General features: G+C 62.4%; 18 protein-coding genes and 1 tRNA gene. 11 read left to right on the top strand and 8 right to left on the bottom strand.

Annotation, left to right across the window (positions count from 1 at the left end):
- Positions 1–4 precede the first annotated feature (4 nt).
- The 8 genes from dapA (at position 5) to EGO55_RS01650 (ending at position 10,590) form a co-directional block, all read left to right on the top strand.
- Positions 5–886: a 4-hydroxy-tetrahydrodipicolinate synthase gene (gene dapA, locus EGO55_RS01685; protein ID WP_021689252.1), complete on the top strand. Its 882-nt coding sequence runs from the start codon at positions 5–7 to the stop codon at positions 884–886.
- A gap of 93 nt (positions 887–979) precedes the next feature.
- A complete protein-coding gene (smpB, locus tag EGO55_RS01680; RefSeq protein WP_021689251.1) occupies positions 980–1,462 on the top strand; it encodes an SsrA-binding protein SmpB in 483 nt (160 codons plus the stop codon).
- Positions 1,463–1,653: 191 nt separating this feature from the next.
- Positions 1,654–2,217, top strand: a complete 564-nt coding sequence (locus EGO55_RS01675) for a DUF2062 domain-containing protein (RefSeq protein WP_040715089.1) — start codon at positions 1,654–1,656, stop codon at positions 2,215–2,217.
- Entirely contained in the window at positions 2,214–4,676 is a 2,463-nt protein-coding gene (locus EGO55_RS01670) for a hybrid sensor histidine kinase/response regulator (protein ID WP_021689249.1), read from the top strand. The genes EGO55_RS01675 and EGO55_RS01670 overlap by 4 nt, the downstream gene beginning before the upstream one ends.
- Before the next feature lie 149 nt (positions 4,677–4,825).
- On the top strand, positions 4,826–5,890 hold the full coding sequence (recA, locus tag EGO55_RS01665; RefSeq protein ID WP_021689248.1) for a recombinase RecA: 1,065 nt from the start codon (positions 4,826–4,828) through the stop codon (positions 5,888–5,890).
- Between the two features lie 269 nt (positions 5,891–6,159).
- Positions 6,160–6,987 carry a class I SAM-dependent methyltransferase gene (locus EGO55_RS01660; protein ID WP_021689247.1) on the top strand — a complete coding sequence of 276 codons (828 nt, stop codon included), beginning with the start codon at positions 6,160–6,162 and terminating at the stop codon, positions 6,985–6,987.
- 72 nt (positions 6,988–7,059) lie between these two features.
- A complete protein-coding gene (alaS, locus tag EGO55_RS01655; protein ID WP_021689246.1) occupies positions 7,060–9,726 on the top strand; it encodes an alanine--tRNA ligase in 2,667 nt (888 codons plus the stop codon).
- A gap of 6 nt (positions 9,727–9,732) precedes the next feature.
- Positions 9,733–10,590, top strand: coding sequence for a sulfurtransferase (locus EGO55_RS01650; protein ID WP_021689245.1), 858 nt, complete (start codon positions 9,733–9,735; stop codon positions 10,588–10,590).
- Here EGO55_RS01650 and EGO55_RS01645 read toward each other — a convergent pair.
- The 5 genes from EGO55_RS01645 to cpdR form a co-directional block, all read right to left on the bottom strand.
- Entirely contained in the window at positions 10,587–12,356 is a 1,770-nt protein-coding gene (locus EGO55_RS01645; RefSeq protein WP_021689244.1) for a cation:proton antiporter domain-containing protein, read from the bottom strand. The two genes, EGO55_RS01650 and EGO55_RS01645, sit on opposite strands and share 4 nt — an antisense overlap.
- 83 nt (positions 12,357–12,439) lie before the next feature.
- On the bottom strand, positions 12,440–14,053 hold the full coding sequence (locus tag EGO55_RS01640; protein WP_021689243.1) for a bifunctional GNAT family N-acetyltransferase/carbon-nitrogen hydrolase family protein: 1,614 nt from the start codon (positions 14,051–14,053) through the stop codon (positions 12,440–12,442).
- A gap of 140 nt (positions 14,054–14,193) precedes the next feature.
- Positions 14,194–15,417 carry an NADP-dependent isocitrate dehydrogenase gene (locus EGO55_RS01635; protein WP_021689242.1) on the bottom strand — a complete coding sequence of 408 codons (1,224 nt, stop codon included), beginning with the start codon at positions 15,415–15,417 and terminating at the stop codon, positions 14,194–14,196.
- A gap of 260 nt (positions 15,418–15,677) precedes the next feature.
- A tRNA-Val gene (locus EGO55_RS01630) sits at positions 15,678–15,752 on the bottom strand.
- A gap of 117 nt (positions 15,753–15,869) precedes the next feature.
- Positions 15,870–16,244 (bottom strand): cell cycle two-component system response regulator CpdR, encoded by a 375-nt coding sequence (cpdR, locus tag EGO55_RS01625; protein WP_021689241.1) that lies wholly within the window; start codon positions 16,242–16,244, stop codon positions 15,870–15,872.
- A gap of 116 nt (positions 16,245–16,360) precedes the next feature.
- Between cpdR and EGO55_RS01620 the strand changes: the two genes are divergently transcribed.
- Positions 16,361–17,311 carry an N-formylglutamate amidohydrolase gene (locus tag EGO55_RS01620; RefSeq protein WP_021689240.1) on the top strand — a complete coding sequence of 317 codons (951 nt, stop codon included), beginning with the start codon at positions 16,361–16,363 and terminating at the stop codon, positions 17,309–17,311.
- 206 nt (positions 17,312–17,517) lie between these two features.
- Here EGO55_RS01620 and EGO55_RS01615 read toward each other — a convergent pair whose 3' ends face one another.
- Both EGO55_RS01615 and EGO55_RS01610 read right to left on the bottom strand, forming a co-directional pair.
- Complete coding sequence (locus EGO55_RS01615; protein ID WP_021689239.1) at positions 17,518–18,291, bottom strand: SapC family protein; 774 nt, start codon at positions 18,289–18,291, stop codon at positions 17,518–17,520.
- Between the two features lie 65 nt (positions 18,292–18,356).
- Positions 18,357–19,826 carry an FAD-binding oxidoreductase gene (locus tag EGO55_RS01610; RefSeq protein WP_021689238.1) on the bottom strand — a complete coding sequence of 490 codons (1,470 nt, stop codon included), beginning with the start codon at positions 19,824–19,826 and terminating at the stop codon, positions 18,357–18,359.
- A gap of 154 nt (positions 19,827–19,980) precedes the next feature.
- Here EGO55_RS01610 and EGO55_RS01605 point away from each other — a divergent pair, with 154 nt between their 5' ends.
- Both EGO55_RS01605 and EGO55_RS01600 read left to right on the top strand, forming a co-directional pair.
- Positions 19,981–20,547 carry a hypothetical protein gene (locus EGO55_RS01605; RefSeq protein WP_021689237.1) on the top strand — a complete coding sequence of 189 codons (567 nt, stop codon included), beginning with the start codon at positions 19,981–19,983 and terminating at the stop codon, positions 20,545–20,547.
- A 174-nt stretch (positions 20,548–20,721) separates the two neighbouring features.
- A complete protein-coding gene (locus tag EGO55_RS01600; protein ID WP_021689236.1) occupies positions 20,722–22,155 on the top strand; it encodes a DEAD/DEAH box helicase in 1,434 nt (477 codons plus the stop codon).
- Between the two features lie 82 nt (positions 22,156–22,237).
- On the opposite strand, the gene EGO55_RS01595 is transcribed toward EGO55_RS01600, so the two are convergent.
- The gene (locus EGO55_RS01595; protein WP_040715024.1) at positions 22,238–24,523 is read right to left on the bottom strand and encodes an ATP-dependent helicase; all 2,286 of its coding nucleotides are present in this window, start codon (positions 24,521–24,523) and stop codon (positions 22,238–22,240) included.
- Positions 24,524–24,633 lie beyond the last annotated feature (110 nt).

Below are 24,633 nucleotides of genomic sequence, written 5' to 3'. Positions count from 1 at the left end.
GTCCATGTTTTCCGGTTCTATCCCGGCTTTGGTTACACCATTTCGCGACGGAGCGTTCGATGAATCGGCCTTCCGGCGGCTTGTCGACTGGCAGATCGAGAGCGGTTCAAAGGCGCTTGTCCCCTGCGGTACGACCGGTGAAGCCTCGACGCTGACCAATGACGAACACCATCGGGTTATCCAGGTCTGTGTCGAACAGGCGGCGGGCCGGGTGCCGGTGATTGCGGGTTGCGGATCGAACGATACCAAGACCGCGCTGATGCATATTGAATATTCGCAGAAAATTGGCGCGGATGCCGCGCTGGTCGTTGCGCCCTATTACAACCGCCCCAATCAGGAAGGGGTGATCGCGCATTTCTCCTATCTTGCGGACAATGGCGGCCTGCCGATCGTGGTTTATAACGTGCCCGGCCGCACGGTGACGGACATCGCGCCCGAAACCGTGGTCGAACTGGCCCGGCGTTATCCGCAGAAGATTGTCGGGATCAAGGACGCCAGCGGCGATCTGTCGCGCGTGACCGATCATCGCATGGGCATTTCGGCGCAGTTCTGCCAGCTTTCCGGCGATGACGAACTGTCGCTGCCGCACAGCGCAGCAGGCGGTGTCGGCTGTATCTCGGTCAGCGCCAATGTCGCGCCGCGTCTCTGCGCCGATTTCCAGGCCGCGATTGCCAGCAATGATCTGGCCCTTGCGCGCGAATTGAACGACAGGCTCTATCCGCTGCACTATGCCATGTTCGAGGATGCCTCGCCGGGGCCGGTAAAATACGCGCTGACGCGCGTACATGACTGGATGACCGAGGAAATGCGTCTGCCGCTGACGCCGTGCAACGCCGCCACGCGCAAGGCCGTGGACGCGGCGCTGGAACATGCCGGGCTCGTCTGAGCGGGCGATTTTCCACTTAAACCCCCGGCGCCACCCATTTCGGTTGCGCCGGGCTTTGCAATCGGGGCGCAAGCCCCTACATGCCGCCGGACCATGGCACGCCCCAAACATTCCACGTTCGACAAGAAGAAGACCGTCGCGGAAAATCGCCGCGCGCGGTTCGACTATCATATCGAGGATACGTTCGAGGCGGGGATTGCCCTGACCGGCACCGAAGTGAAATCGCTGCGTTTCGGTGAAGGGTCGATCACGGAAGCCTATGCCGAGATCAAGGGCGAAGAAGCCTGGCTGATCAATTCGAACATCCCCGAATTCAGCCACGGCAACCGGTTCAACCACGTGCCCAAGCGCCCGCGCAAACTTCTGCTGCACGAACGGGAAATTTCCCGGTTGCAGGGCGCGGTCGAACGCAAGGGCATGACGCTGGTGCCGCTGTCCGTCTATTTCAATTCGCGCGGCCGTGCGAAAGTGGAACTGGCGCTGGCCAAGGGCAAGCAGGCGCATGACAAGCGCGCCAGCATCAAGGACCGTGACTGGAAGCGTGATCAGGCACGGATCATGCGCGAAAAGGGCTGAACCGCTGCCCGCGCCCGTATCGCACCCTTTGTCGCAGACCGGGGCACGCCCGGCGCTATGATACTTGCCGATTGTCTTGTGCCGCGCGAAGGGGCATCCATTCACCCGTCGTTCGGGGCTGCTATGCGATGGGGTGATCCTGCCGTTCCCGGTGACCGAGGTCTTTGTCCGAGTTCATGAATGCAATTACCGTGAGAAGCCGAATAGTCAGCTGGACCCGCCGCAACATGCCGACGCGGGAAGAACTGGAGCGGAACCGCTGGATTCGCCCCTTCGCGCATCGCGTGCTGCGTTCGGAACTGTGGCGTTTTACCCGCCGCTCGGTGCCGCGCGGTGTCGCGCTGGGCATGCTGGTGGGTATTCTGATTCCGTTCGCGCAGATCCTGTTTGCGGCGCTGCTCAGCTTTTCCGTGCGCGCGAATGTGCCAGTGGCGGCTTTGACCACATTCATCACCAATCCGTTCACCACGCCCATTCTCTGGGTCATCGCCTACAAGATCGGCAGCTGGCTGCTGCATGTCGATGCGATGACCGTGATCGCGCCGGTGAACACCGCGATTGAACGCACCGAATTGCAGGATGCGCTGCAATGGCTGACCGGGGCCACGCTGGTCACCGCGTTCGGGCTGGTGCTGATTGCGATCGTGTCTTCGGCTGTCAGCTATTTCGTGACCGGATTTGCCTGGCGCGCCTGGATCGGGCGCAAGCGCAAGGCACGGGTCATGCGCGCGCGCAACCGGACGCCCATGGCATGATCGGCGAACATATCGCGGCGCGCCGCGCCGATGCAGCGATCGTTGGTGGCGCTCTTCTGGTCAGTGTCATTCTGATCTGGGTGGTGACCGGCGCGGCGAGCGTGGCTGCGGCCTATGGCGGCGGCTTGCTGGTGCTGGGTGCGCTGGGCTGGGTGGTAAGCCGCCCGCGCGCGGTGAAGGAAACGGGCGAACTGGCCGTGCCCGACTGGTCGGTGACGGTATCCGCGATCGAACGGCCTGATTGCGGGGTTGCGATCACCGACAAGGCCAACCGACTGGTCTGCGCCAACCGCGCCTATATCGACTGGTTCGGTGTCGGCAATGCGCCGCCAGCGCTGGGATTCGATCCGGCGTCGATGGAACTGGCGGCCCGCGCTGCGCGGATCGCATGGCGCGATGGTGTGGCCGCAGCCGATCTCCTGCGCGGTGCGGATGGGCAGGCCCACCGTAGCTGGCACGCCGAAGTGGTGCGTGCCGGGCGTGGCGAAGATTATCTCGTCTGGCGCTTCACCGCATTGTCGGTGGCCGATCCGCTTGCCGATCTGGGCGATCGCATCGCGGGCGTGTTCGGCGCGACCTTGTCGCGCGCGGGGATAGAATCGGTACTGGTCGGGCCGGAAGGCGCGATCCGCGCCGCCAGTTCCGGCTTTGCCTATCGGGCTGCGGGCGACGAAAACGCGACGATGGCCGGGCAGGATTTCGTCACGCTGCTGCGCAGCGATGAACGCGATCGCATTTTCTTCGCGCGGGAAGGGCGCAAGGGCACACCGCAGACGCTGGTACACGTTCCGCTGGGCGATGCCGCCAAGGATGGTCCGGGCGTGCATGCCACCGCGCTGTCGCTGATGCTGCTGCTCGATGCGGGCGTGGGCGTCGGGGGCGGTGTCGTGGCGGAAGGTGTGGGCGGGGCACCCCAGCTTGAAGCCCTGCTGTCGCAATTGCCGCTGGGCCTTGCGATGACCGATCGCGACGGGCGTTTCCTCTTCGCCAATGCCGCTTTCCTGCGGGCAGCGGGTGTGGACGGGCGCGTGCTGCCGCCTTATCCCTCGGATCTCGTGGTCAAGGATGACAAGGGGCCGCTGGTCGATGCCGTGCGCCGTTACGCGCAAGGGCCTGCCAGTTCGGGCGATCTCGCGGTGCGTCTGCAGCGCATGGCCGATGAACCGGTCTCGCTTGGCCTTGCAGGCGTGCGTGGGATGGGCGACGCCGCTGTCCTGCTGAGCCTTGCCGATACGACGGAAGAAGCCCGGCTGAAGCGGCAGGTTGCGCAGGCGACCAAAATGCAGGCTGTCGGCCAGCTTGCCGGCGGTGTGGCGCACGATTTCAACAACGTGCTGACCGCGATCATCGGCTATTGCGATCTCATGCTGCTGCGCCACACGCCGGGTGACAGCGATTATGACGATATCCAGCAAATTCGCGCCAACTCCAACCGCGCGGCTTCGTTGACGCGGCAGTTGCTGGCATTCTCCCGCCAGCAGACCCTGCGCCCCGAAGTGCTGCAAATGCCCGATGTGGTGGCCGAAGTTTCGCAACTGCTGAAGCGTCTGCTGGGCGAAAAAATCCAGTTCAAGGTCAATCACGATCGGGAACTGGGTGCCGTGCGGGCCGATCCGCAGCAGCTCGAACAGGTCATTATCAATCTCGCGGTGAATGCCCGCGATGCCATGCAGGCGCGGGCCGAACGCGCAGGCGGCGACGGCACCGGCACGCTGACCATGGTGACCCGCCGCATCGCGGCGACCGATGTGCGGCGGATGAAGGGCAATGTGATACCGATCGGCGATTATACGGCGCTGATTGTGGAGGATACGGGGGGCGGCATTCCGCCCGAACATCTCGGCAAGATTTTCGAACCGTTCTTCACCACCAAGGAAAAGGGGCGTGGCACCGGCCTTGGCCTCTCCACCGTTTATGGCATCGTCAAGCAATCGGGTGGGTTCATCTTCGCGGAAAACGTGCCAGGCCAGAACGGCGGCACGCTGGGCGCACGGTTCATCATCTATCTGCCGGTTCACCGCACTGCGGACGGGATCAGGCCGCCGGTAAGGGCGGAGCAGGACAAAGTGGAACCGGCCCAGGAATGGTCTGGCGGCGGGCGCATCCTGCTGGTGGAAGACGAAGACACCGTCAGGGCGGTGGCGGAACGCGCGCTGGCCCGGCAAGGCTATGATGTGACAACGGCCACCGATGGGGAAGAAGGTCTGGAACACGTGCGCAAGGGCGGGGTCTTCGATCTCGTCGTGTCGGATGTGGTCATGCCGACGATGGATGGCCCGGCCATGGCGCGGGAAATTCGCAAGGTGGCGTCCGGTTTGCCGGTGTTGTTCATGTCGGGTTACGCCGAGGCGCAACTGCGCGATCAGATCGATCTGGAGAACATGTACTTCATTCCGAAGCCGTTCTCTGTGCAGCAGATCGGTGATAAAGTGGCGGAAATCCTTACGTCCGGGCGCTGAATTGGGTCATTTCCCCGCGTTCGTGAAAAATTTTGTTCCACTCTTGTTCTTGTGGAACAAATGGGATACATCCTTCTTCGAACAGTGCGAGCAAAGCTGTGTGATACCCGTTCCCGCCGCTTGCTCTGGACCGCGAAGGAGGCCATCTCGTGTCGGCAAGTCTGAAGCTCGTTGAAAAGGAAAATAACGTGGATCGTCAGAAGGCCCTCGATGCCGCACTGGCCCAGATCGACCGCGCGTTCGGCAAGGGTTCCGCCATGAAACTCGGCAGCCGGGAAGCGATGCAGATCGAGGCGATCTCCACCGGTTCGCTCGGTCTCGATATCGCACTGGGTATTGGCGGGCTGCCGCGCGGCCGCATCGTCGAAATTTACGGGCCGGAAAGCTCTGGCAAGACCACGCTGGCGCTGCACGCGATTGCGGAAGCCCAGAAGGGTGGCGGCACCGCCGCTTTCGTGGATGCCGAACATGCGCTGGACCCTGTCTATGCCAAGAAACTGGGCGTCGATATCGATGAACTGATCGTGTCGCAGCCGGATACCGGCGAACAGGCGCTGGAAATCGTCGATACGCTGGTTCGTTCCAATGCGATCGACGTGCTGGTGATCGACTCGGTCGCCGCGCTCGTGCCCCGGGCCGAAATCGAAGGGGAAATGGGCGACAGCCATGTCGGCCTGCAGGCCCGCCTGATGAGCCAGGCGCTCCGCAAGCTGACCGGTTCGATCAACCGTTCGCGCTGTCTGGTGATTTTCATCAACCAGGTCCGCATGAAAATCGGGGTGATGTACGGCAATCCCGAAACCACCACGGGCGGCAATGCGCTGAAGTTCTACGCCTCGGTTCGTCTCGATATCCGCCGCACTGGCCAGATCAAGGATCGGGATGAAATCGTCGGCAACGCGACCCGGGTCAAAGTGGTCAAGAACAAGGTCGCCCCGCCGTTCAAGCAGGTCGAATTCGATATCATGTATGGCGAAGGCGTGTCCAAGATTGGCGAGATGATCGATCTTGGGGTCAAGGCCGGGCTGGTGGAAAAGTCGGGGGCATGGTTCAGCTATGACTCGGTCCGCATCGGCCAGGGGCGTGAGAACGCGAAACAGTTTCTCAAGGATAATCCAGAGCTTTGCGACAAGTTGGAAGCCGCGATTCGTGGCCGCACCGATCAGGTCGCCGAGGAAATGATGTCGGGTCCGGACGCGGACGACGATAACTGATCCTCAAGAAGTGCGGTGTGTTCCGCGCTTGCGAAACCGGACCGGCGGGGTGAACTGTAAGGGTTCCCGCCGGTCTTTTCGTTTGTATGGGCCGGTCCTTCCATTCGGTCGGGCAGGGGATCGCTGGGGCGCCGGTTCCACCACACTAGAATCGATAAATTCTAGTGACCCTTATGAATCTGAAGTTCGCTCAGCGCCTGCCTCACAATGCTGCGAACTTCAGATTCGGGCCACTAGGCGATCGCATGTAACAGGCGTAAACTGCGGACATGCACAGTGCGAACGAATGGCGTGACCGCATTGGCCAGATCTGGGCGGATCACTACGTTGCCACCGACAGGGTTTTCGGCGGGCTGACGCAAGTGCTGCTGGAACGACTCGCAAGGATTCCGGGCGACACGATCTGCGATATCGGCTGCGGGGCAGGGGAACTGTCGCTCGCTCTTGCCAGTGCCCGGCCCCATGCGACCGTTCTGGGGATCGACATTTCACCCGATATGATTGCTGCCGCCCGCGCCCGTGCAGGCGATAATCCGCACGTGCAATTTGCCGTGGGCGATGCCGCGCGATGGACCCCGGCGCCCGCTTTCCGCCCCGATCTGCTCGTTTCCCGCCATGGGGTTATGTTCTTTGACGATCCCGAAGCCGCCTTTCGCCACATCGGGGGCGTCGCGGCGAAAGCGGCGCATCTGGTTTTCTCGTGCTTCCGTTCGCCCGAAGGCAATCCCTGGGCTACCGAATCGGCGCGTATTCTCGATATTCCTCGCCCGGCCGATCCTTACGCCGCTGGCCCGTTCGCCTTTGCCGAGGAAGAACACGTGCGGGCGATTCTCGCGCGCGCCGGATGGCGGCAGGTCACGATGGACCCGGTCGACTTCGCGATGGTTGGCGGTGTTGGCAGCGACAGTGTGGATCAGGCGCTGCATTTCTTCACGCATATCGGCCCGACCGCCGAAGCCTTGCGCGATATTGCGGACGCGGGAGAAAAAGAGGCGTTGATACAGCGTTTAAGGCAGTGGATTGCGCGTTTTCGGAGCGGAGATGTCGTTTCTTTTCCGGCACAGGCGTGGATTGTTTCGGCGCGCTGGAACGATTGATCGCCTGTTTCGTTCACTCTGACGCTCTTTACCCGCTTGTCCCCGGCGCAGCCGTCGCCTAACTGCCTGCAAATGAGCTCGACCAATGATATCCGCCGTTCTTTCCTCGACTATTTCGGGGATGCTGGCCATGCCATCGTGCCTTCGGCGCCGCTCGTTCCCTATAACGATCCGACACTGATGTTCGTGAACGCAGGCATGGTCCCGTTCAAGAATGTCTTTACCGGTCTGGAAACGCCGCCGGCCCCGCGCGCCACCAGCTCGCAGAAATGCGTCCGCGCCGGGGGCAAGCATAACGATCTGGACAATGTCGGTTACACCGCGCGGCATCATACGTTCTTTGAAATGCTGGGGAATTTCTCCTTCGGTGACTATTTCAAGGAACAGGCGATTCTCAATGCCTGGACTCTCCTGACAAAGGAATGGGGGCTTCCGGCTGAAAAGCTGTTGGCCACGGTCTATCACACCGATGATGAGGCTTTCGATCTGTGGAAGAAGATCGCGGGCCTGCCGGAAGACCGGATCATCCGCATCCCGACCAAGGACAATTTCTGGGCGATGGGCGATGATGGCCCGTGCGGCCCGTGCTCGGAAATCTTCTACGATCACGGCGATCACATCTGGGGCGGCCCCCCGGGATCGGCGGACGAAGATGGGGACCGTTTTATCGAGATCTGGAATCTCGTGTTCATGCAGTACGAACAGACTGCGGGCGAGATTACCGGCGAACTGCCCAAGCCCAGCATCGATACCGGCATGGGTCTGGAACGGATCGCGGCGGTCATGCAGGGTGTGCATGACAATTACGATACCGATACGTTCAAGGCGCTGATCGCCGCATCGGAAAGCCTCACCGGGGTCAAGGCGGAAGGCGATCGCACCGCCAGCCACCGGGTGATTGCCGATCACTTGCGGTCGACCAGTTTCCTGATCGCCGATGGCGTGCTGCCGTCGAACGAAGGGCGCGGTTATGTGCTGCGCCGGATCATGCGCCGCGCCATGCGCCATGCGCATCTGCTGGGCGCAGCCGAACCGTTGATGTATCGTCTGGTCCCTTCGTTGGTCGCGGAAATGGGGCAGGCCTATCCCGAACTCGGCCGCGCGCAGGCGCTGGTTACCGAAGTGCTGGAACGCGAGGAAACGCGTTTCCGCCAGACACTGGACAAGGGGCTGCGCCTGCTGGACGAGGCGACACTGGATATGGGCGAAGGCGCCAGCCTGCCCGGTGAAACCGCGTTCCGCCTCTACGATACATATGGCTTCCCCTACGATCTGACCGAAGACGCGCTGCGGGCGCGGGGCATCGGCGTGGATCGCGAAGGGTTCGACGCCGCCATGGCGCAGCAGAAGGCTGCGGCCCGCGCGGCATGGAAGGGCAGCGGCGCGGCGGCGGATGGCGAACTGTGGTTCGACATTGCCGAACGCGAAGGCGCGACCGAATTCACCGGCTATACCGCCACTACCGGCGAAGGGCGGGTGGTTTCGCTGATTGTCGATGGCAAGGAAACCGATCACGCCGTGGCCGGGACAGATGTCATCGTGCTGACCAACCAGACGCCGTTTTACGGCGAAAGTGGCGGCCAGACGGGCGATGCCGGTCTGATCAGCGGCGGCAACGCGCTGGATATCGTGGTCTCCGACACGTCGAAGCCGCTGGGCCGGTTGCATGCGCATCAGGGGCATATCCGCAGTGGCCGCATTGCTGTGGGCGATACCGTGCACATGGTGGTTGACGCGGCGCGGCGCGATGCGATCCGGGCCAACCATTCGGCCACGCACCTGCTGCATGCGGCACTGCGCAATCGACTGGGCGATCATGTCACACAGAAAGGTTCGCTGGTTGCGGAAGACCGCCTGCGGTTCGACTTCTCGCATCCCAAGCCGCTGACCCCGGAAGACATCGTGGCGATCGAGGCAGAAGTGAACGCCGAAATCCGCCACAACGATCCGGTTACCACCCGGTTGATGAGCCCCGACGATGCCATTGCCGCCGGGGCCATGGCGCTGTTCGGTGAAAAGTACGGGGAAGAAGTCCGCGTGCTGTCGATGGGGCGCTCCAACTGGAACGATAGCGGCTATAACTATTCGGTCGAACTGTGCGGCGGCACGCACGTCGCCGCCACCGGCGATATCGGCGTGTTCCGTATCGTTTCGGAAAGCGCGGTGTCGTCCGGCGTGCGCCGTATCGAGGCGCTGACCGGCGAAAACGCGCGGCAATGGCTGGTCGGCCGCGAAGACATGCTGAAATCCGCGGCGGCGGCGATCAAGTCCACGCCCGAGGAAGTGACCGGGCGTGTCCTGGCGCTGCTGGACGAACGCAAGCGGCTGGAACGCGAACTGGCCGATGCGAAGAAGCAACTGGCGCTGTCCGGTGGCGGCAATGCGGGTGCGGCGGCTGCGCCTGCGGATGAAACCATCAACGGGGTCACGTTCACCGGGCAGGTGATCGACGGGCTGGATGCCAAGGAACTGCGCGGCCTGCTGGACGAGGCGAAGAAGCGCATCGGTTCGGGCGTGGCGGCCGTGGTCGCAGTCAACGAAGGGCGCGCGGCGTTCGCCGTGGCCGTGACTGACGATCTGACCGACCGTTTCAGCGCGGTGGACCTTGTTCGTAAAGGCGTGGAAACGCTGGGCGGCAAGGGCGGCGGTGGCCGGCCTGATATGGCGCAGGGCGGTGGCCCCGACGGGGGCAAGGCCGCGGATGCGGTGGCCGCGGTCAAGGCGGCGCTCGCGGGCTGATCGCGGATGGCTTTCACCACGATCATCTCGGCCGATGCCTTGCATGATCTGATCGTGGCGCATGCCCCGCTGCTCGTATTGGACTGTACATTTGACCTGACCGATCCGGCAAAGGGCCGGGCGGTCTATGCGCAGGGCCACATTCCCGGCGCGTCTTACGTGGATCTGGAGGAGGATCTGTCCGGCCAGCCGGACGGGGCCAACGGGCGGCATCCCTTGCCCGATCGCGCGGCCTTTGCGCAGCATATGCGCAGATTGGGTCTGAACAGCGGCCAGCAGGTCATCGCCTATGACGGGAATGGCGGGCATTTCGCCGCGCGCCTGTGGTGGATGCTGCGCTGGCTGGGCCATGATGCCGTGGCGGTGCTGGATGGCGGCACTGCGGTGTGGCAGGCGGCCGGTTTTACGCTGGAGCCGGGATCAACCCCCGCGCCGGACGCGGGCGATTTCACGCCGGGCGCCCCGCTGGTGGGCGCGGTGGTGAGTGCGGACCAGGTTCTCGCCAATATCGCCAGCGGTGAATTTGTGGTGATCGATGCGCGCGATCCCGCGCGTTTTCGCGGTGAACCACACCCGCTGGACACGGTATCGGGCCACATTCCGGGCGCGCGCAATCGTTTCCTGCGGGACAATTTCGATGCCGATGGAAAATTCCTCAGCCCGGATCGACTGGCTGCGGCGTTTCGCGCGGTTTTGGATGGCGCGCCGCCGGAAAAGGCGGTGATGCAGTGCGGTTCGGGCGTCACGGCCTGCAGCAATGCGCTGGCTATGGAAATCGCGGGGCTGCGCGGGGCAGGGCTCTATCCCGGATCGTGGAGCGAGTGGACAGCCGATCCCGCGCGGCCCGTGCAAACCGGCGCCTAACCTTCTGGCCTGAGCGTGCGGGTGCGCAACTGGGGCTTATGATCTAGCGCCCCTTCTTCCATGATCAGCCCACGCAATTCGTCGCGTTTCTGGTGGATTGAGGCAATCACCGGGCCGACCGCAACCCCCAAGTCAACCAGCACCGATTCCGATAGCTGGAGCGAGCTTTCGACCGTTTCGGGCACCGCATGGGTGGCGCCGCTGCGATAGAGCAGGGCGGCATGATGCGTATCGCGGGCGCGGGCGATAATCGGCAGATCGGGGCGCAAGGCGCGCAACTTGCGCGTCAGGTTCTGCGCGAGAATGGGTTCGTCCATGGTCATAACCACGGCGGGTGCGCGTTCCAGCCCGAGCCGGTCGAGCGCATCGCGGCGGGCGGCATTGCCGAAGCGCGCATTATATCCGTCGCGGCGGGCGGCCATGATCAGGTCGGCATCCGAATCGATCCCGATATAGGGCTTGCCATGGACGGTCAGCATATCCGCCACCAGCCGGCCCACACGCCCGAACCCGATAATGATCACGCGCGGCTCGTCGCTGGTGCCCTCTCCGCCTTGCGAGGGCAGGGGGTCGACCTTGCGGGCGACGAGCCGTCCGAAGGTCGCCAGCAGCGGCGTGACTGTCAGCCCGATCGCGGTGACGATCTGCCAGAACAGCGCGGTGCCGGGCTGGATCAGCAGCGCCTGTGTCGCCGCGGTCAGCACGATCAGCGTGGTTTCCGAAGGGCTGGCCATGAGAATGCCGGTTTCGGTCGCCGTGCTGCGCCGTGCGCCCATCATGCGCAGCAACAGCCCCGTCACCAGCGCCTTGAGCACGAGCACGCCCACAACGGCTGCCAGAATGCTCCACAGGTTGTCCCAGATCGTGGCAAGGTCCAGCCCCATCCCGACGGTGATCAGGAACACACCGAGAGCGAGCCCCTTGAAAGGCTCGGTAATGGCTTCAACTTCGGCGTTGTATTCGGTTTCCGCAATCAGCAGCCCGGCCACCAGCGCGCCGACGATGGGCGAAAGGCCGACCGCCGATGTGGCGAGGCTGGCACCGATCACCACCAGCAGGCTGGCGGAGAGGAACAGTTCCGGACTTTTGGTGCGGGCGGCCTGCGCAAACAGGCGGGGCAGCGCGAAGCGCCCGATAACCAGCATGGCAATGATCACCAGCCCGCCGAGCCAGATCGTCTGCATCATGTCGTCCACGCCGTCGCTGTTCGCGTAAGGGGCCATGGCGCCCATCAGGAAGATGATCGGCACGATGGCGATATCTTCGAACAGCAGCATGGACAGCGCGGCCCGCCCCACGGGCGTGGTGGTTCCCGATATGGGCAGGACCAGCGCGGTGGACGAGAGGGCCAGCGCGAGGCCAAGCGCAAGGGCGCCTGTCCAGTATTGCCCGACCATCGTCAGGACCATGGCCAGCAGGCCGGATATGACCAGCAGTTCCAGCGCGCCAAGCCCGAAGACGAGCCTGCGCATGGACCACAGACGGTTGAACGAGAGTTCCAGCCCGATCGTGAACAGCAGCAGGATGATCCCGAATTCGGCGAAGGGTTCCAGCCCTTCGGGATCGGTGATCGTAAAATGGGCCAGCCACGGATATTCGTAGACCATCCGGCCCAGCCCGTAAGGGCCGACCGCCAACCCCACCATCAGGAACCCGATGATCGGGGTGATCCGGAAACGGGCGAAAATCGGAATAACCAGCCCGGCCGCGCCCAATATGACCAATGCATCGGAAAGCATCGGTGTTGCGGACAGTTCTGCGGCCATAGCCCGACGTAACTGCCCCAAAGGCGCTTGTCACGACTGCTCTTGGGATTCTTTGGCGGGTGTCTGGGGCGGCAGCCGGGGGATCATCCCCCGCCGGCGGTGTGCGGGCCGATTGCCGGATGGGCGTGTGGATCATCCTGATGCCGTGCGGTCGGATGGCTCCACTCGATGCGATAAAGATCGAATCGCCGGTCGTTGAGGTTCTGCACGGTGCCTTCCGCGCGCGCCCACGAAAGGTCCGCCAGATTGACATCGCTGATTGTCAGCGTTTCGACGTTTTCCGTGGCTTCCGCCGCGATCCCGTCGCGTGCGAAGGGGAAATCGCATGGGGTCAGGATGCAGCTCTGGGCGTATTGGATGTCCATGTTGCCGACATTGGGCAGATTGCCGACATTGCCCGAAAGCACCACGAAGCACTGGTTTTCAATCGCACGGGCCTGCGCGCAATAGCGGACCCGCATGTAACCCTGGCGGCTGTCGGTGCAGAACGGGACGAAAATGATCCGCGCCCCTTCGTCCACCAGCCTGCGGGCCAGTTCGGGGAATTCGGCGTCATAACAGATCAACACGCCGATCGGGCCGCAATCGGTGGGGATCGCGTCGATCGAGTCGCCGCCCTTGATGTTCCACCAATAGGCTTCGTTCGGGGTGGGGTGGATTTTCTCCTGTTCGTGGATCGATCCATCGCGCAGGCAGACATAGGCCACATTGTGAATGTCGCCATCGTCCATCCGGGTGGGGTGCGAACCGCCAATGATGTTGATGTTGTAGTTCAACGCCATTTCGGACAGCGCCTCGCGGATGCGCGGGGTGTAGCGCGACAGCGCCTCGATCGCTTCCAGCGGGGTCAGTTCCTTCTCTTCGAAGGACAGCAGCATCAGGGTGAACAATTCCGGAAAGACGATGAAGTCCGCCTCGTAATCGGCTGCAACATCGACGAAATATTCGATCTGCCCAATGAATTCCTTGAAATCCTTCACGGCGCGCGCCTGCAACTGGCAGGTGGCGATACGCACGCTTTCCACGCCGCGTGGCAGGCGGAACTTCTTGGGCTGATCCCGATCGACGAAGGGATTGCGCCACACCATGTGCACGGCAAAGGCCCGCGATTTCTTGTCTTCTGGCAGATACTTCTCGAGAATCCCGATCGGTTCGAAGCCGTTGGCGATCTGGAAGCGCAGCACGGGATCGTGCAATTTCCCCTCGACCACCCGATCGAGATAATCCTGCGGCCCATCGACTTTGCGCCACACGCGCGACAGGTTGGGCATGCGCCCCCCGAAGGCGATGCCCGACAGTTCCAGCCGTTCGGCCAGGGCGCGGCGTTCCTCATACAGACGGCGGCCGATCCGCGTGCCGCGCGTCTTGGGATCGACGCACATTTCATAGCCATAGAGCCAGTCGCCCGTGGGATCGTGGCGGCTGCCATAGCCGTTGCCAGTGATCTCGTCCCAGGTGTGCGGTTTCAGCGCCACGGCGGCATCGAGCCGCATCGATGCGCAGTATCCGACCAGCTTGCCGTCCAGTTTGGCGACAAAGCAGCCTTCGGGGTAATTGTTCAGCTGCCCGCGAATTTCGCTCATCGTGTAGGCGGGCAGTTCTTCGTAAGCCCGCCTGACCAGCGCGGAAATCGCCTTGGCATCGGCGGGGATCGCCTGGCGGACTTCGAGGCGGGCCTTTGCGCGAGGTTCGGTCATGCGTTGCTCTCTGTTGCTGATACCAAAAAACCCCTCCCGTCGCCGGAAGGGGTTAGCGAGAAGGGGGCCTGCCGGGCAAGCCCCTCAATTCGCGGGGTGGGCATGGTCAGCCACGCCCACCGCAACAGGGAACAACCGGATCAGGCCCAGTTCTTCATTTCCACCTCGAGATTCTCCACGATCGCCGCGAAGAACTGTTCGGTCGTCATCCATGCCTGATCGGGGCCGATCAGCAGCGCCAGATCCTTGGTCATCTGACCCTTTTCGACCGTTTCGATGCAGACGCGTTCCAGCGTTTCGGCAAACCGCACCACATCGGGGGTATTGTCGAACTTGCCGCGATAGATCAGGCCGCGCGTCCACGCGAAGATCGATGCGATCGGGTTGGTCGAAGTCGCCTTGCCCTGCTGGTGCTGGCGATAGTGGCGGGTCACAGTGCCGTGCGCGGCTTCTGCTTCCACGGTCTTGCCATCCGGGGTCATGAGGACCGAGGTCATCAGGCCCAGCGAGCCGAAGCCCTGTGCAACCGTGTCGGACTGCACGTCGCCGTCGTAGTTCTTACAAGCCCAGACGAACTTGCCGTTCCACTTGAGCGCCGAAGCGACCATGTCGTCGATCAGGCGGTGTTCGTAGACGATGCCCTTTTCGGCGAACTTTTCCTTGAAGCCTTCGGTGTCGAACACTTCCTGGAACAGATCCTTGAAGCGGCCGTCGTAAGCCTTGAGAATCGTGTTCTTGGTGGACAGATAGACCGGCCAGCCGAGGTTGAGCCCGTAGTTGAAGCTCGCACGGGCGAAGTCGCGAATCGAATCGTCAAGGTTGTACATCGCCATGGCGACGCCGCTGGACGGGAACTTGAAGACTTCGAGATCGATGTTCTGGCCATCTTCGCCTTCGAACACGAGACGCAGGGTGCCGGCACCCGGGATCAGCGTATCGGTTGCGCGATACTGGTCACCGAAAGCATGGCGGCCGACGACAATCGGGTCGGTCCAGCCGGGAACGAGCCGGGGCACGTTCTGGATCACGATCGGTTCGCGGAAAACCACGCCGCCCAGAATGTTGCGGATCGTGCCGTTGGGCGACTTCCACATCTTCTTCAGGCCGAATTCCTCGACACGGGCTTCGTCGGGAGTGATCGTGGCGCACTTCACGCCAACGCCGTACTGCTTGATCGCGTTCGCAGCGTCGACCGTGATCTGGTCTTCCGTTTCGTCGCGCTTCTCGACCGAGAGGTCGTAGTACTTAAGGTCGATATCCAGATAGGGCAGGATCAGCTGTTCGCGGATCCACTGCCAGATAATCCGGGTCATTTCGTCGCCGTCGAGTTCGACGACCGGGTTCGCCACCTTGATCTTTGCCATTTTCGTCCTGTCGCTTCTGGGGAAGGGTGCGCGCGCCTCTTAGCATCTCAAGACGCTGGTGCAAGGCGCGCATCGGGCGATTCGGCAGACAAGTGGCGATTGTTGTGCGCAGGATGGCGGAGGCACCGCGCGGGAGCGGCAAAACCGGGCCTCGCGGGCCTTGCCTTGAGGGGGGCTGTTCCGGGACCGTCCTGTTCCGGATCAGCATGTATCGGGCAAAGAAAAACCCGCCTGGCGGCGGGCTTCCTTGTTCTACCGGATGGTGGGCGTAGCAAGGATTGAACTTGCGACCCCTACGATGTCAACATAGTGCTCTACCACTGAGCTATACGCCCGCACCATTCGGTCTGCCGGGCCCGTGGGCGTCGGCTGGGGGGCATGTAGCGACAGGCCCGCCCCCTTGCAAGACGGATTTATCCGGTTTTTTCGTATTCCGCGAAATGCGATTTAAATCAGACCTGTATGCTCATCTGCGGGGCGAATACGCGTTCCACTTCCAACACCAGATCGCGCAAGTGGAAGGGCTTGGAAAGCACCCGGCTCTGCGGGAAGTCCCGGCTGGTCTGCATTGCCACGGCGGCAAATCCGGTGATGAACATCACTTTGGTGCGCGGTGCGATTTCCGCACAGCGTTGCGCCAGTTCGATCCCGTCCATCTCCGGCATGACGATATCGGACAGCAACAGATCGAACGTCATGCTTTCGAGATAGGGGACGGCGTGCGTGCCCCGATCCACCGCAATTACTTCATAGCCGGCATTTTCGAGCGCCTGTGCGAGATAACTGCGCATCGCATCGTCATCTTCGGCCAGAAGGATACGGATCATTGGTCGCCTTTCATTGGTCTGATCGGAGCCTGTATCGCGAATCATGTCGGATTTCTTCCCGCTATTCCGGGGTGGCCAGCTTTGACACAGGCTGCGCGAAGCGCCAGCCTGTGAACATGGACCCAGAGACATCGAAGTGGAGCGATTCGGAGCCTGTCACGGGCGGACAGATTCCCGGTGGGGAAGGGGCCGCAGCCTTTTCCCTTTATGATTTCGACACATCGGTGTTGCCCCTTGTTCTGGCGGTTCCCCACGCGGGGAGAAACTACCCTATTTCGCTGCGCGAACATATGCGCAATCCGGGGCAATCGGGGCTGCGCCTCGAAGATCGCTATGTCGATCGGGTTGCCCGGCTGGCTGCACAGGAAACCGGCGCCGCGCTGCTGGTGGCGCATGCCCCGCGGGCGATGATCGATCTTAATCGTGCGCCCGATGATATCGACAGGGATATGATCCGCGATGGTGGCGATTTTTCCGTGGGTGGGGTGTCGCCCGGCTGGCGCACGCGCAATGGACTGGGGCTTATCCCGCGCCGCCTGCCGGGTTTTGGCGAACTGTGGAATGCGCCGCTGGAACAGGCCGATGTCGCGGCCCGCATAGCGGATGTTCATACGCCCTATCATCGCGCGCTGGGCGAGGTACTGGCCCGGCTGCGCGATCGCTGGGGTGCGGCCCTGTTGCTGGATATCCATTCGATGCCGCAATTGCCCGCGCGCGTATCGGGGAACCCTGCGCCCCTCTGTGTGCTGGGCGACCGGTTCGGCACGAGCTGCGATGGCGGGCTGGCTGTTGCCGCCCATGCCGCGTTGTCGGAAGATGGTCTGGTCGTGGCGCATAACCGGCCCTACGCGGGGGGCTATGTGCTCGATCGCCATGGAAATCCGGGGCAGGGCATCCATGCCATGCAGATCGAGTTTTGCCGATCGCTCTATCTCGACTCGCAGCAGGTGGAGCCATCTGATCGCCTGCCCGAACTGGGGCGCTGCCTTGCGCGGCTGGTCCGCCGGCTGGCGCAGGATGTGATCCAGCAAGGCAGGGCAAGGCGCTGGGATATCGCCGCAGAATAGCGGGCAAACCCTATCCGATTCAGTTTTATAATAAAAAACCACCCCGTGCGGACACGGGGTGGCCAAGGTTCAGGGAGGAGGTGCATTCGCATGCACCTGTCCAGCAAGCCATGAGGGAAAACTTGCCGAACGACCCTAAACTAAGGTTTTTACGTCAACCTTGCAAGTCCTTCGCGGGAATTGCGGTAAACGGCAGCTGAGCCGCGTCAGTTCGCGTTGGGCAATTTCGGCCCTTTGCCTTGCGCAACCTGACGCGTGAAGACCACCCGGATCAGGTCGAGCGAGAACAGGTGGGCGTAGACCAGCGCGAGGAAGCCGTTGCGATTCCAGGTGCGCAGCTTGTCACCACGCACTTCGCGCAGTTTTTCTTCGTTCACCATCTGGAAGCCACGATAGACAAACGGCTTGTCTTCAGCACCTTCCTGCTTGATCGCGACTTCGCCTTCCATCAGCAGGTCGTTGTCCTGCAGTTCCTTGATGAAAGCGCCGGTGCGCAGCCCGGCTTCTTCGAAGCGCTGGCAGAACTGGAGCATTTCCTGCGTGATCTCACTCGGCTGGCCGTCGGTGAACAGGGCGTTGCCTTCCTTGAAATCACCCACGAGGCCGCTCGACGGATCGAAGCACAGCGACAGATCGTCGTTGTCCTGGCTCAGCTTGGCAAGAAGGAACGGATAACGGCGCGCATAGGCGGGCAGGTAGAGGTTGTCTTCCACTGTGCCGTCTTCGCTGACGAAGGTGTTGACGCCTTCGTTCAGGCCCATCAGCGCCAGCGGGACGGGGTTGGCACCGCCGCTGAACACGATCGGGAAATGGCGCTGCGTCATCGGGAATTCTTCGACAGTCAGCGGAATGGCATGTTGCCCGGACAACCAGGTTGCCTTGTCGGCGGCGCGCGCGTTCCATGTGCCATGGTCGCGGCTGTTGAGCGGCATCAAGTCATTGTAAAACAGGGGCAGGGAAGCTTGCGGCGCACTGGCCATGAGGCACTCTCCGAAATTAACGGTGTCATTCCGGGCTCTGCGCCCGTTTTGCGGAAGGCCGGGCTTTAAGGCTTCGCTTGATCGGGTGCAAGCGGGACGAGTTTGCCCGGATTAAGGATATTGCCCGGGTCCAGCGCATGTTTGACCGCGCGCATCATCCCCAATCGTACCGGATCGGTCAGGCGCGCCAGTTCGGCAAGCTTGGCCTGGCCGATGCCGTGTTCGGCGCTGATCGATCCACCCCATTCGGCAACGCAATCGTAAATCAGCGCACTGATCTTTTTCCCGGTGGTTTTTTGCCATTCCCCCTGAACCGATCCGGCCGGTGACAGGACGTGGAGATGCACGTTGCCATCACCGAGATGGCCATAGGCGATCACTTTGGTTCCGGGGAACGCGGATTCCACGCGGGGTGCGACCGTGTCGATAAAGGCGGGCATCTGTTCCACCGCGACCGAGACGTCGTGCTGCACCGCCGGGCCGCGCGCCCGTTCTGCCGCCGAAATCGATTCGCGCAGCAGCCAGAATGCCTCCGCCTGGCTCTCGCTGGCGGCAATCGTCGCGTTTTCGATCAAACCTGCTTCGAATGCGGTGGCCAGAACCTGTTCGGCCAGGTCCTGCAAGCCGGCCATGGTTTCCGTCCCGGCGACCAGTTCCACGAGCACATGCCAGGTGTGATCGGTATCGAGCGGGGCGCGGCTGCCCGGCAAGTGATGGAGCACGGCGGCGAGGCTGTAGGCCGGGATGATTTCGAACCCTTCCAGCGCCATCCCCGCCATCGCATCGCAATGGAGCAGGAATGCGCGGGCCATTTGCAGCGATGCCACGCCCACCCATAGCACGCGGCGCCCGGCAGGGGCGGGGGCGAGTTGCAAGGTCGCTGCGGTGATGATGCCAAGCGTCCCTTCGGAACCGATCAGCACTTGCTTGAGGTCGAAACCGCGGTTGTCCTTTTTCAGGGGGACAAGAGCATCGAATCGGCTTCCGTCCGCAAGAATGGCTTCCAGGCCGAGAACTTGCGCGCGCATCGTGCCATGCCGCAGAACCTGGGTCCCTCCAGCATTGGTCGAAATCAGCCCGCCGATCGTGGCCGAACCCTTGCCCCCCAGTGTCAGGGGGAAGCGCAGGCCCTGTTCGGCAACGGCTTCGTGCAGATTTTGCAGGATCACGCCCGCTTCGCAGGTCACCTGACGGGCTTCGGCATCGATGGTGCGGATCGCATGCATACGGCGCAGCGAGAGAATGATCTGGTGCCCGCTGGTATCGGGGGTGGCCCCGCCGGACATGCCGCTGTTGCCGCCCTGCGGGACAAGCGACACGCCATGTGCCGCGCACAGCCGGACAAGCGCCGCGACCTCTTCGACTGTGCCGGGAGAGGCCATGGCCAGCGCTGCGCCCGTGTAAACCCCGCGCCAGTCGGTCAGCCACGGTTCGATCAGTTCGGCATCCTGCGTTAACCCGCGGGGGCCAAGTAATTGCCGTGCTGCAACAAGAAAGGCAGCATAGTCAGGCGTGTTGTTGTCCTTCGTATCCATGTCCGGTCCGCCTACACGCGGCGAGGGGCGATTGCCACCATTTGCAAGTTCCGTGTGACAGGTTAAGCCGCCATTCAAATCCATAGCGTATGCATTACGGAAATGTCCCGATGCGGGTGTGCGCATCGTTTCAGGGAGCTGACTTCACGTTGCCATGAACAGTCTGGCCGTCTTGTTTTTGCCTGCTGCCTTGCTTGCCGTGCCCGCAGACGCGCCGCACGAGGCGGACACGCCCGCCTTGGCGCCCGAACAGGACGCAAATGGCGCTATCGCCACGCCGTCCCGGCTTGCGCCGGTTTGGACCGATCTGGTCACATCGTTCCAGCCGATGGAACAGGACCAGGTTCGGATAGAGCGGCGGGTCATCATCCGGATAAATCCGCGTCGCAACAAGATGGCCCCCGATATGCTCAGCGCCTTGCCGCAAGGGGAACTGCCGCCGCAATTTGAGGAACGCAAGTTTGGGAAATGTGTTCCCGCGAAAGCGATTGCCGGTGTGCAGGCGCAACCGGACAATCGGCTCCTGCTGTTCCTGCGCGATCGCCGGATGATCACGGTCAAGCTGGAAAAATCCTGCCGTGCCCGTGACTTCTATTCGGGCTTCTATGTGGAGGCGAACGAAGACGGGCTGGTTTGCAGCGGCCGCGACAAGCTCCATTCGCGATCGGGCGCCAATTGCGATCTGGGCAAAATGCGCCAACTGGTCGCAGAGCGTCGCTAGGCGCGATAATCCGTTCCGCAAATGCTGCTCTTTTCTTGACTTTTGGCCCCATATCCGCAATTGGCGCGACGATTTGCGCGGGGGCGTAATCGCATTCCACGTGATGCTACTGGCCTCGTGATGTTACTGGGCGTTCATATTGGCCGCCCGCAAATCCGGAAAATCAGGACGCGTATGAAATTTGCCGATCTCGGCTTGTCTGACGAATTGCTGCACGCAGTGGAAGCTGCTGGCTATAGCGAGCCGACCCCCATCCAGGCGCAGGCCATCCCGCAGATCCATATGATGAAGGATCTGATCGCCATTGCGCAGACGGGGACCGGCAAGACGGCCAGCTTCGTTCTCCCGATGATCGATGTGCTCGCGCACGGCCGACGCCGCGCGCTGATGCCGCGTTCCCTCATTCTGGAGCCGACGCGTGAACTCGCGGTTCAGGTGGCCGAGAATTTCGAGAAATACGGCAAGAACCACGACCTCAAGATGGCGTTGCTGATCGGCGGCGTGCAGATGGGCGACCAGGTCAAGGCGCTGAACGATGGCGTGGATGTGCTGATTGCCACCCCGGGCCGCCTGATGGACCTGTTCGAGCGGGGCAAGATCCTGCTGACCGGGTGCGATCTTCTGGTGATCGACGAAGCGGATCGCATGCTCGACATGGGGTTTATTCCCGATATCGAAACGATCTGTTCCAAGTTGCCGGTCAACCGCCAGACCCTGCTGTTTTCCGCGACCATGCCGCCACCGATCAAGAAGCTGGCGGACAAGTTCCTGACCAACCCGAAATATATCGAGGTGGCGCGGCCCGCATCGGCCAACACCAATATCGCCCAGCACAAAGTGTTCGTGCAGACCCGGCGCAAGCGGGAAGTGCTGCGCGAATTGCTGCGTACCGATAACGTCAATACAGCGATCATCTTCGCCAATCGCAAAACCACCGTGCGCGAACTGGCCAAAAGCCTGAAGCGCCATGGTTTTGCCGCCGGTGAAATTCACGGCGACATGGATCAGCCGGCCCGTCTGGCCGAACTGGACCTGTTCAAGGGCGGGCAGATCAACATTCTCGTTGCATCCGATGTCGCCGCGCGCGGACTGGACATCAAGGGTGTCAGCCACGTGTTCAATTTCGACACGCCGTGGCATCCGGACGATTATGTCCACCGCATCGGCCGCACGGGTCGCGCCGGGGCGACCGGTCGGGCTTTCACTTTCGTCACCAAAGAAGACGCGGAAGCCATCGCCAATGTCGAAAAGCTGACCGGGATGGAAATTCCGGTCCATGCGGTGACGCTTGCCGAAGAGGCGCCGCGCGAGGAAAAACCCCGCCGCGAAGCGCGGGCCCCGCGTGAAGAACGGAGCCAGCGCGAAGACCGTGCGCCGCGTGAAGACCGTAGCCAGCGTGAGGAGCGTGCCCCGCGTGAGGCCGCGGCGCCGCGTGGCGAACGTGCCGGTCGGAAGGCGCAGGATGAACGCGATGCCCGCAATCGGATCGCCCGCGATCACGAACACGAGCGTAAACCCAGCCGCCGTCGCGATCATCACTACGATAGCGAACCCGATGTGGGCTGGAACGGCCCGATTCCCGAGTTTCTCAGCGTTTCACTGGGCTGAGGGGCGGGTGATGTCGTGGCGAAGATCACCCTTCGCCATGAAACGGGCCGCCATTGATCCGACTTCGCGATATCGGCAATCGCTACTCTGAACGCGTGACGAAATTGTCGAGCACGCGTTTGCGTCCGGCGTTCTCGAATTCGACTTCCAGTTTGTTGCCTTCCTGTCCGACCACTTCGCCATACCCGAACTTGTCGTGAAACACGCGGTCACCCAGCGCGAGATCGTTGCGGGGTTTGGCGGCGAAGCTGGCGGCGCTGCGGGTCGATTCCTTCACCCGTTTCGGTGCGGGATCGAACGGCGCCTTTGCCGCGCGCTGCCAGCCGGGGCCACGATTCTGCGCGCGATCCGGGTGTTCGCGCGCGACATGGGCGAAAGGATCGTCCCGTTCCGACCAGTTCGCGCGCCATAGCGAGGCCCCCCCGCTGAGCGTGGTCTCCTGATCGGTGTGGGCATCGGGCAGTTCGGCGATGAAGCGGCTGGGAATGGAACTGGTCCATTGGCCGTAAATCCGCCGGTTGGCTGCATGGAAGATCGTGCAGCGCCGCCGCGCCCGGGTGATGGCCACATAGGCGAGCCGGCGTTCTTCCTCCAGACTGGCAAGGCCGCCTTCGTCGAGTGCGCGCTGCGATGGGAAAACCCCGTCTTCCCATCCCGGCAGAAACACGTGGTCGAATTCCAGACCCTTCGCCGCATGAATGGTCATGATCGTGATCTTCTCGCCATCGTTGGCGGCGTCGTTGTCCATCACCAGACTGACGTGCTCGAGAAAATCGCCCAGCGTGGGATAGTCTTCCATGGCCCGCGCAAGTTCCGAGAGGTTTTCCAGGCGGCCCGCGCTTTCGGGCGTGCGTTCGGCCTGCAGCATGGCGTTATAGCCCGCTTCCTCCAGGACAGTGCGCAGCAGTTCGGCCGGGCTGAGCGTTTCGGCCTGTTCGCGCCAGCGTGCGAAATCGCCCACCAGTGCCGCCAGCGTGTTGCGCGCGCGTGCGGGGAGCTCGCCCCCTTCGGCCAGCGCGGCCATACCGGCGAATAGCGGTACATCCCGTTCGCGGGCCTTGCGGTGCATGGTTTCGAGCGCCTTGGCGCCAAGCCCCCGCTTGGGCTGGTTGTAGATCCGTTCGAGTGCGAGATCGTCCTGCGGCTGGGCAATGACCCGCAGATAGGCCAGCGCATCGCGGATTTCGGCGCGTTCGTAAAAACGGAACCCGCCGATGATCTTGTAGGGCAGACCGATCTGGATAAACCGGTCTTCGAATTCGCGGGTCTGGTATTGCGCGCGGACAAGGATCGCCACGCGGTCCAGCGGTGCCCCTTCGCGTTCCAGCCGTTCGATATCGTCGCCGATGCGGCGCGCCTCTTCCGGGGCATCCCATACGCCGACGACACGCACTTTGTCGCCACCCGACGTTTCGGTCCACAGCGTCTTGCCGAGGCGCTGGCTGTTTTCCCCGATGAGGCCGGACGCCGCGCCGAGAATATCCGGCGTGGAACGATAATTCTGTTCCAGCCGGATCACTTTCGCGCCGGGGAAATCCTTTTCGAAGCGCAGGATATTGGCGACTTCCGCACCGCGCCAGGAATAGATCGACTGGTCATCATCGCCCACCACGCAGATATTCTTGCGGGTCTGCGCCAGCAGGCGCAGCCAGAGATACTGCACGGCATTGGTGTCCTGATATTCGTCCACCATGATATATTTGAAGCGCTGCTGATACAGTTCCAGCACATCGCGATGCTGGCGGAAGATGTTCAGCACATGCAGCAGCAGATCGCCGAAATCGCAGGCGTTCAGCGCTTTCATCCGTGCCTGATAGAGGGTGTAGAACTGCTGCCCCCGGCCATCGGCATAGGCTTCGTTTTCCAGCGTATCGAGATCGCCCGGGTTGAGCCCGCGATTCTTCCACCGGTCGATCAGGTTGGCCAGCTGGCGGGCAGGCCAGCGTTTTTCATCCAGCCCGTGTTCGTTGATCAGTTGTTTGAGCAGGCGTAACTGATCGTCGGTGTCGATAATCGTGTAATTGCTTTCCAGCCCGGCCAGTTCTGCATGGCGACGCAGCATCTTGGCGCAGATCGCATGGAACGTGCCCAACCATGGCATGCCTTCCACGGCGGGGCCGATGAGATGGCCCACCCGTTCGCGCATTTCGCGCGCGGCGCGGTTGGTGAAGGTCACGCAGAGGATTTCACTCGGCCAGGCGCGCCGGGTCGCCACCAGATGGGCGAGCCGCGTGGTCAGTGCCGCGGTTTTGCCGGTACCCGCCCCGGCCAGCATCAGCACCGGCCCTTCCGTTGTCAGCACGGCTTCGCGCTGCGGCGCGTTTAATCCGTTGAGGTAGGGCGCATCTCCCTCGGGCGGGGAGGGCATATTCAAGGCGTTTTCAGGGGTATCCACCAGCGAACAACTAGGGAACATCTGGTCGCTGTTCAAGCACGGAAAGGCGCTTGGGGGGAACTGCTGGACGGAAAAGCCGTTCC

It is taken from the genome of Caenibius tardaugens NBRC 16725 (assembly GCF_003860345.1).
In the GTDB taxonomy this organism is placed as follows: Bacteria; Pseudomonadota; Alphaproteobacteria; order Sphingomonadales; family Sphingomonadaceae; genus Caenibius; species Caenibius tardaugens.
This window is presented reverse-complemented; position numbering and strand designations above follow the sequence as displayed.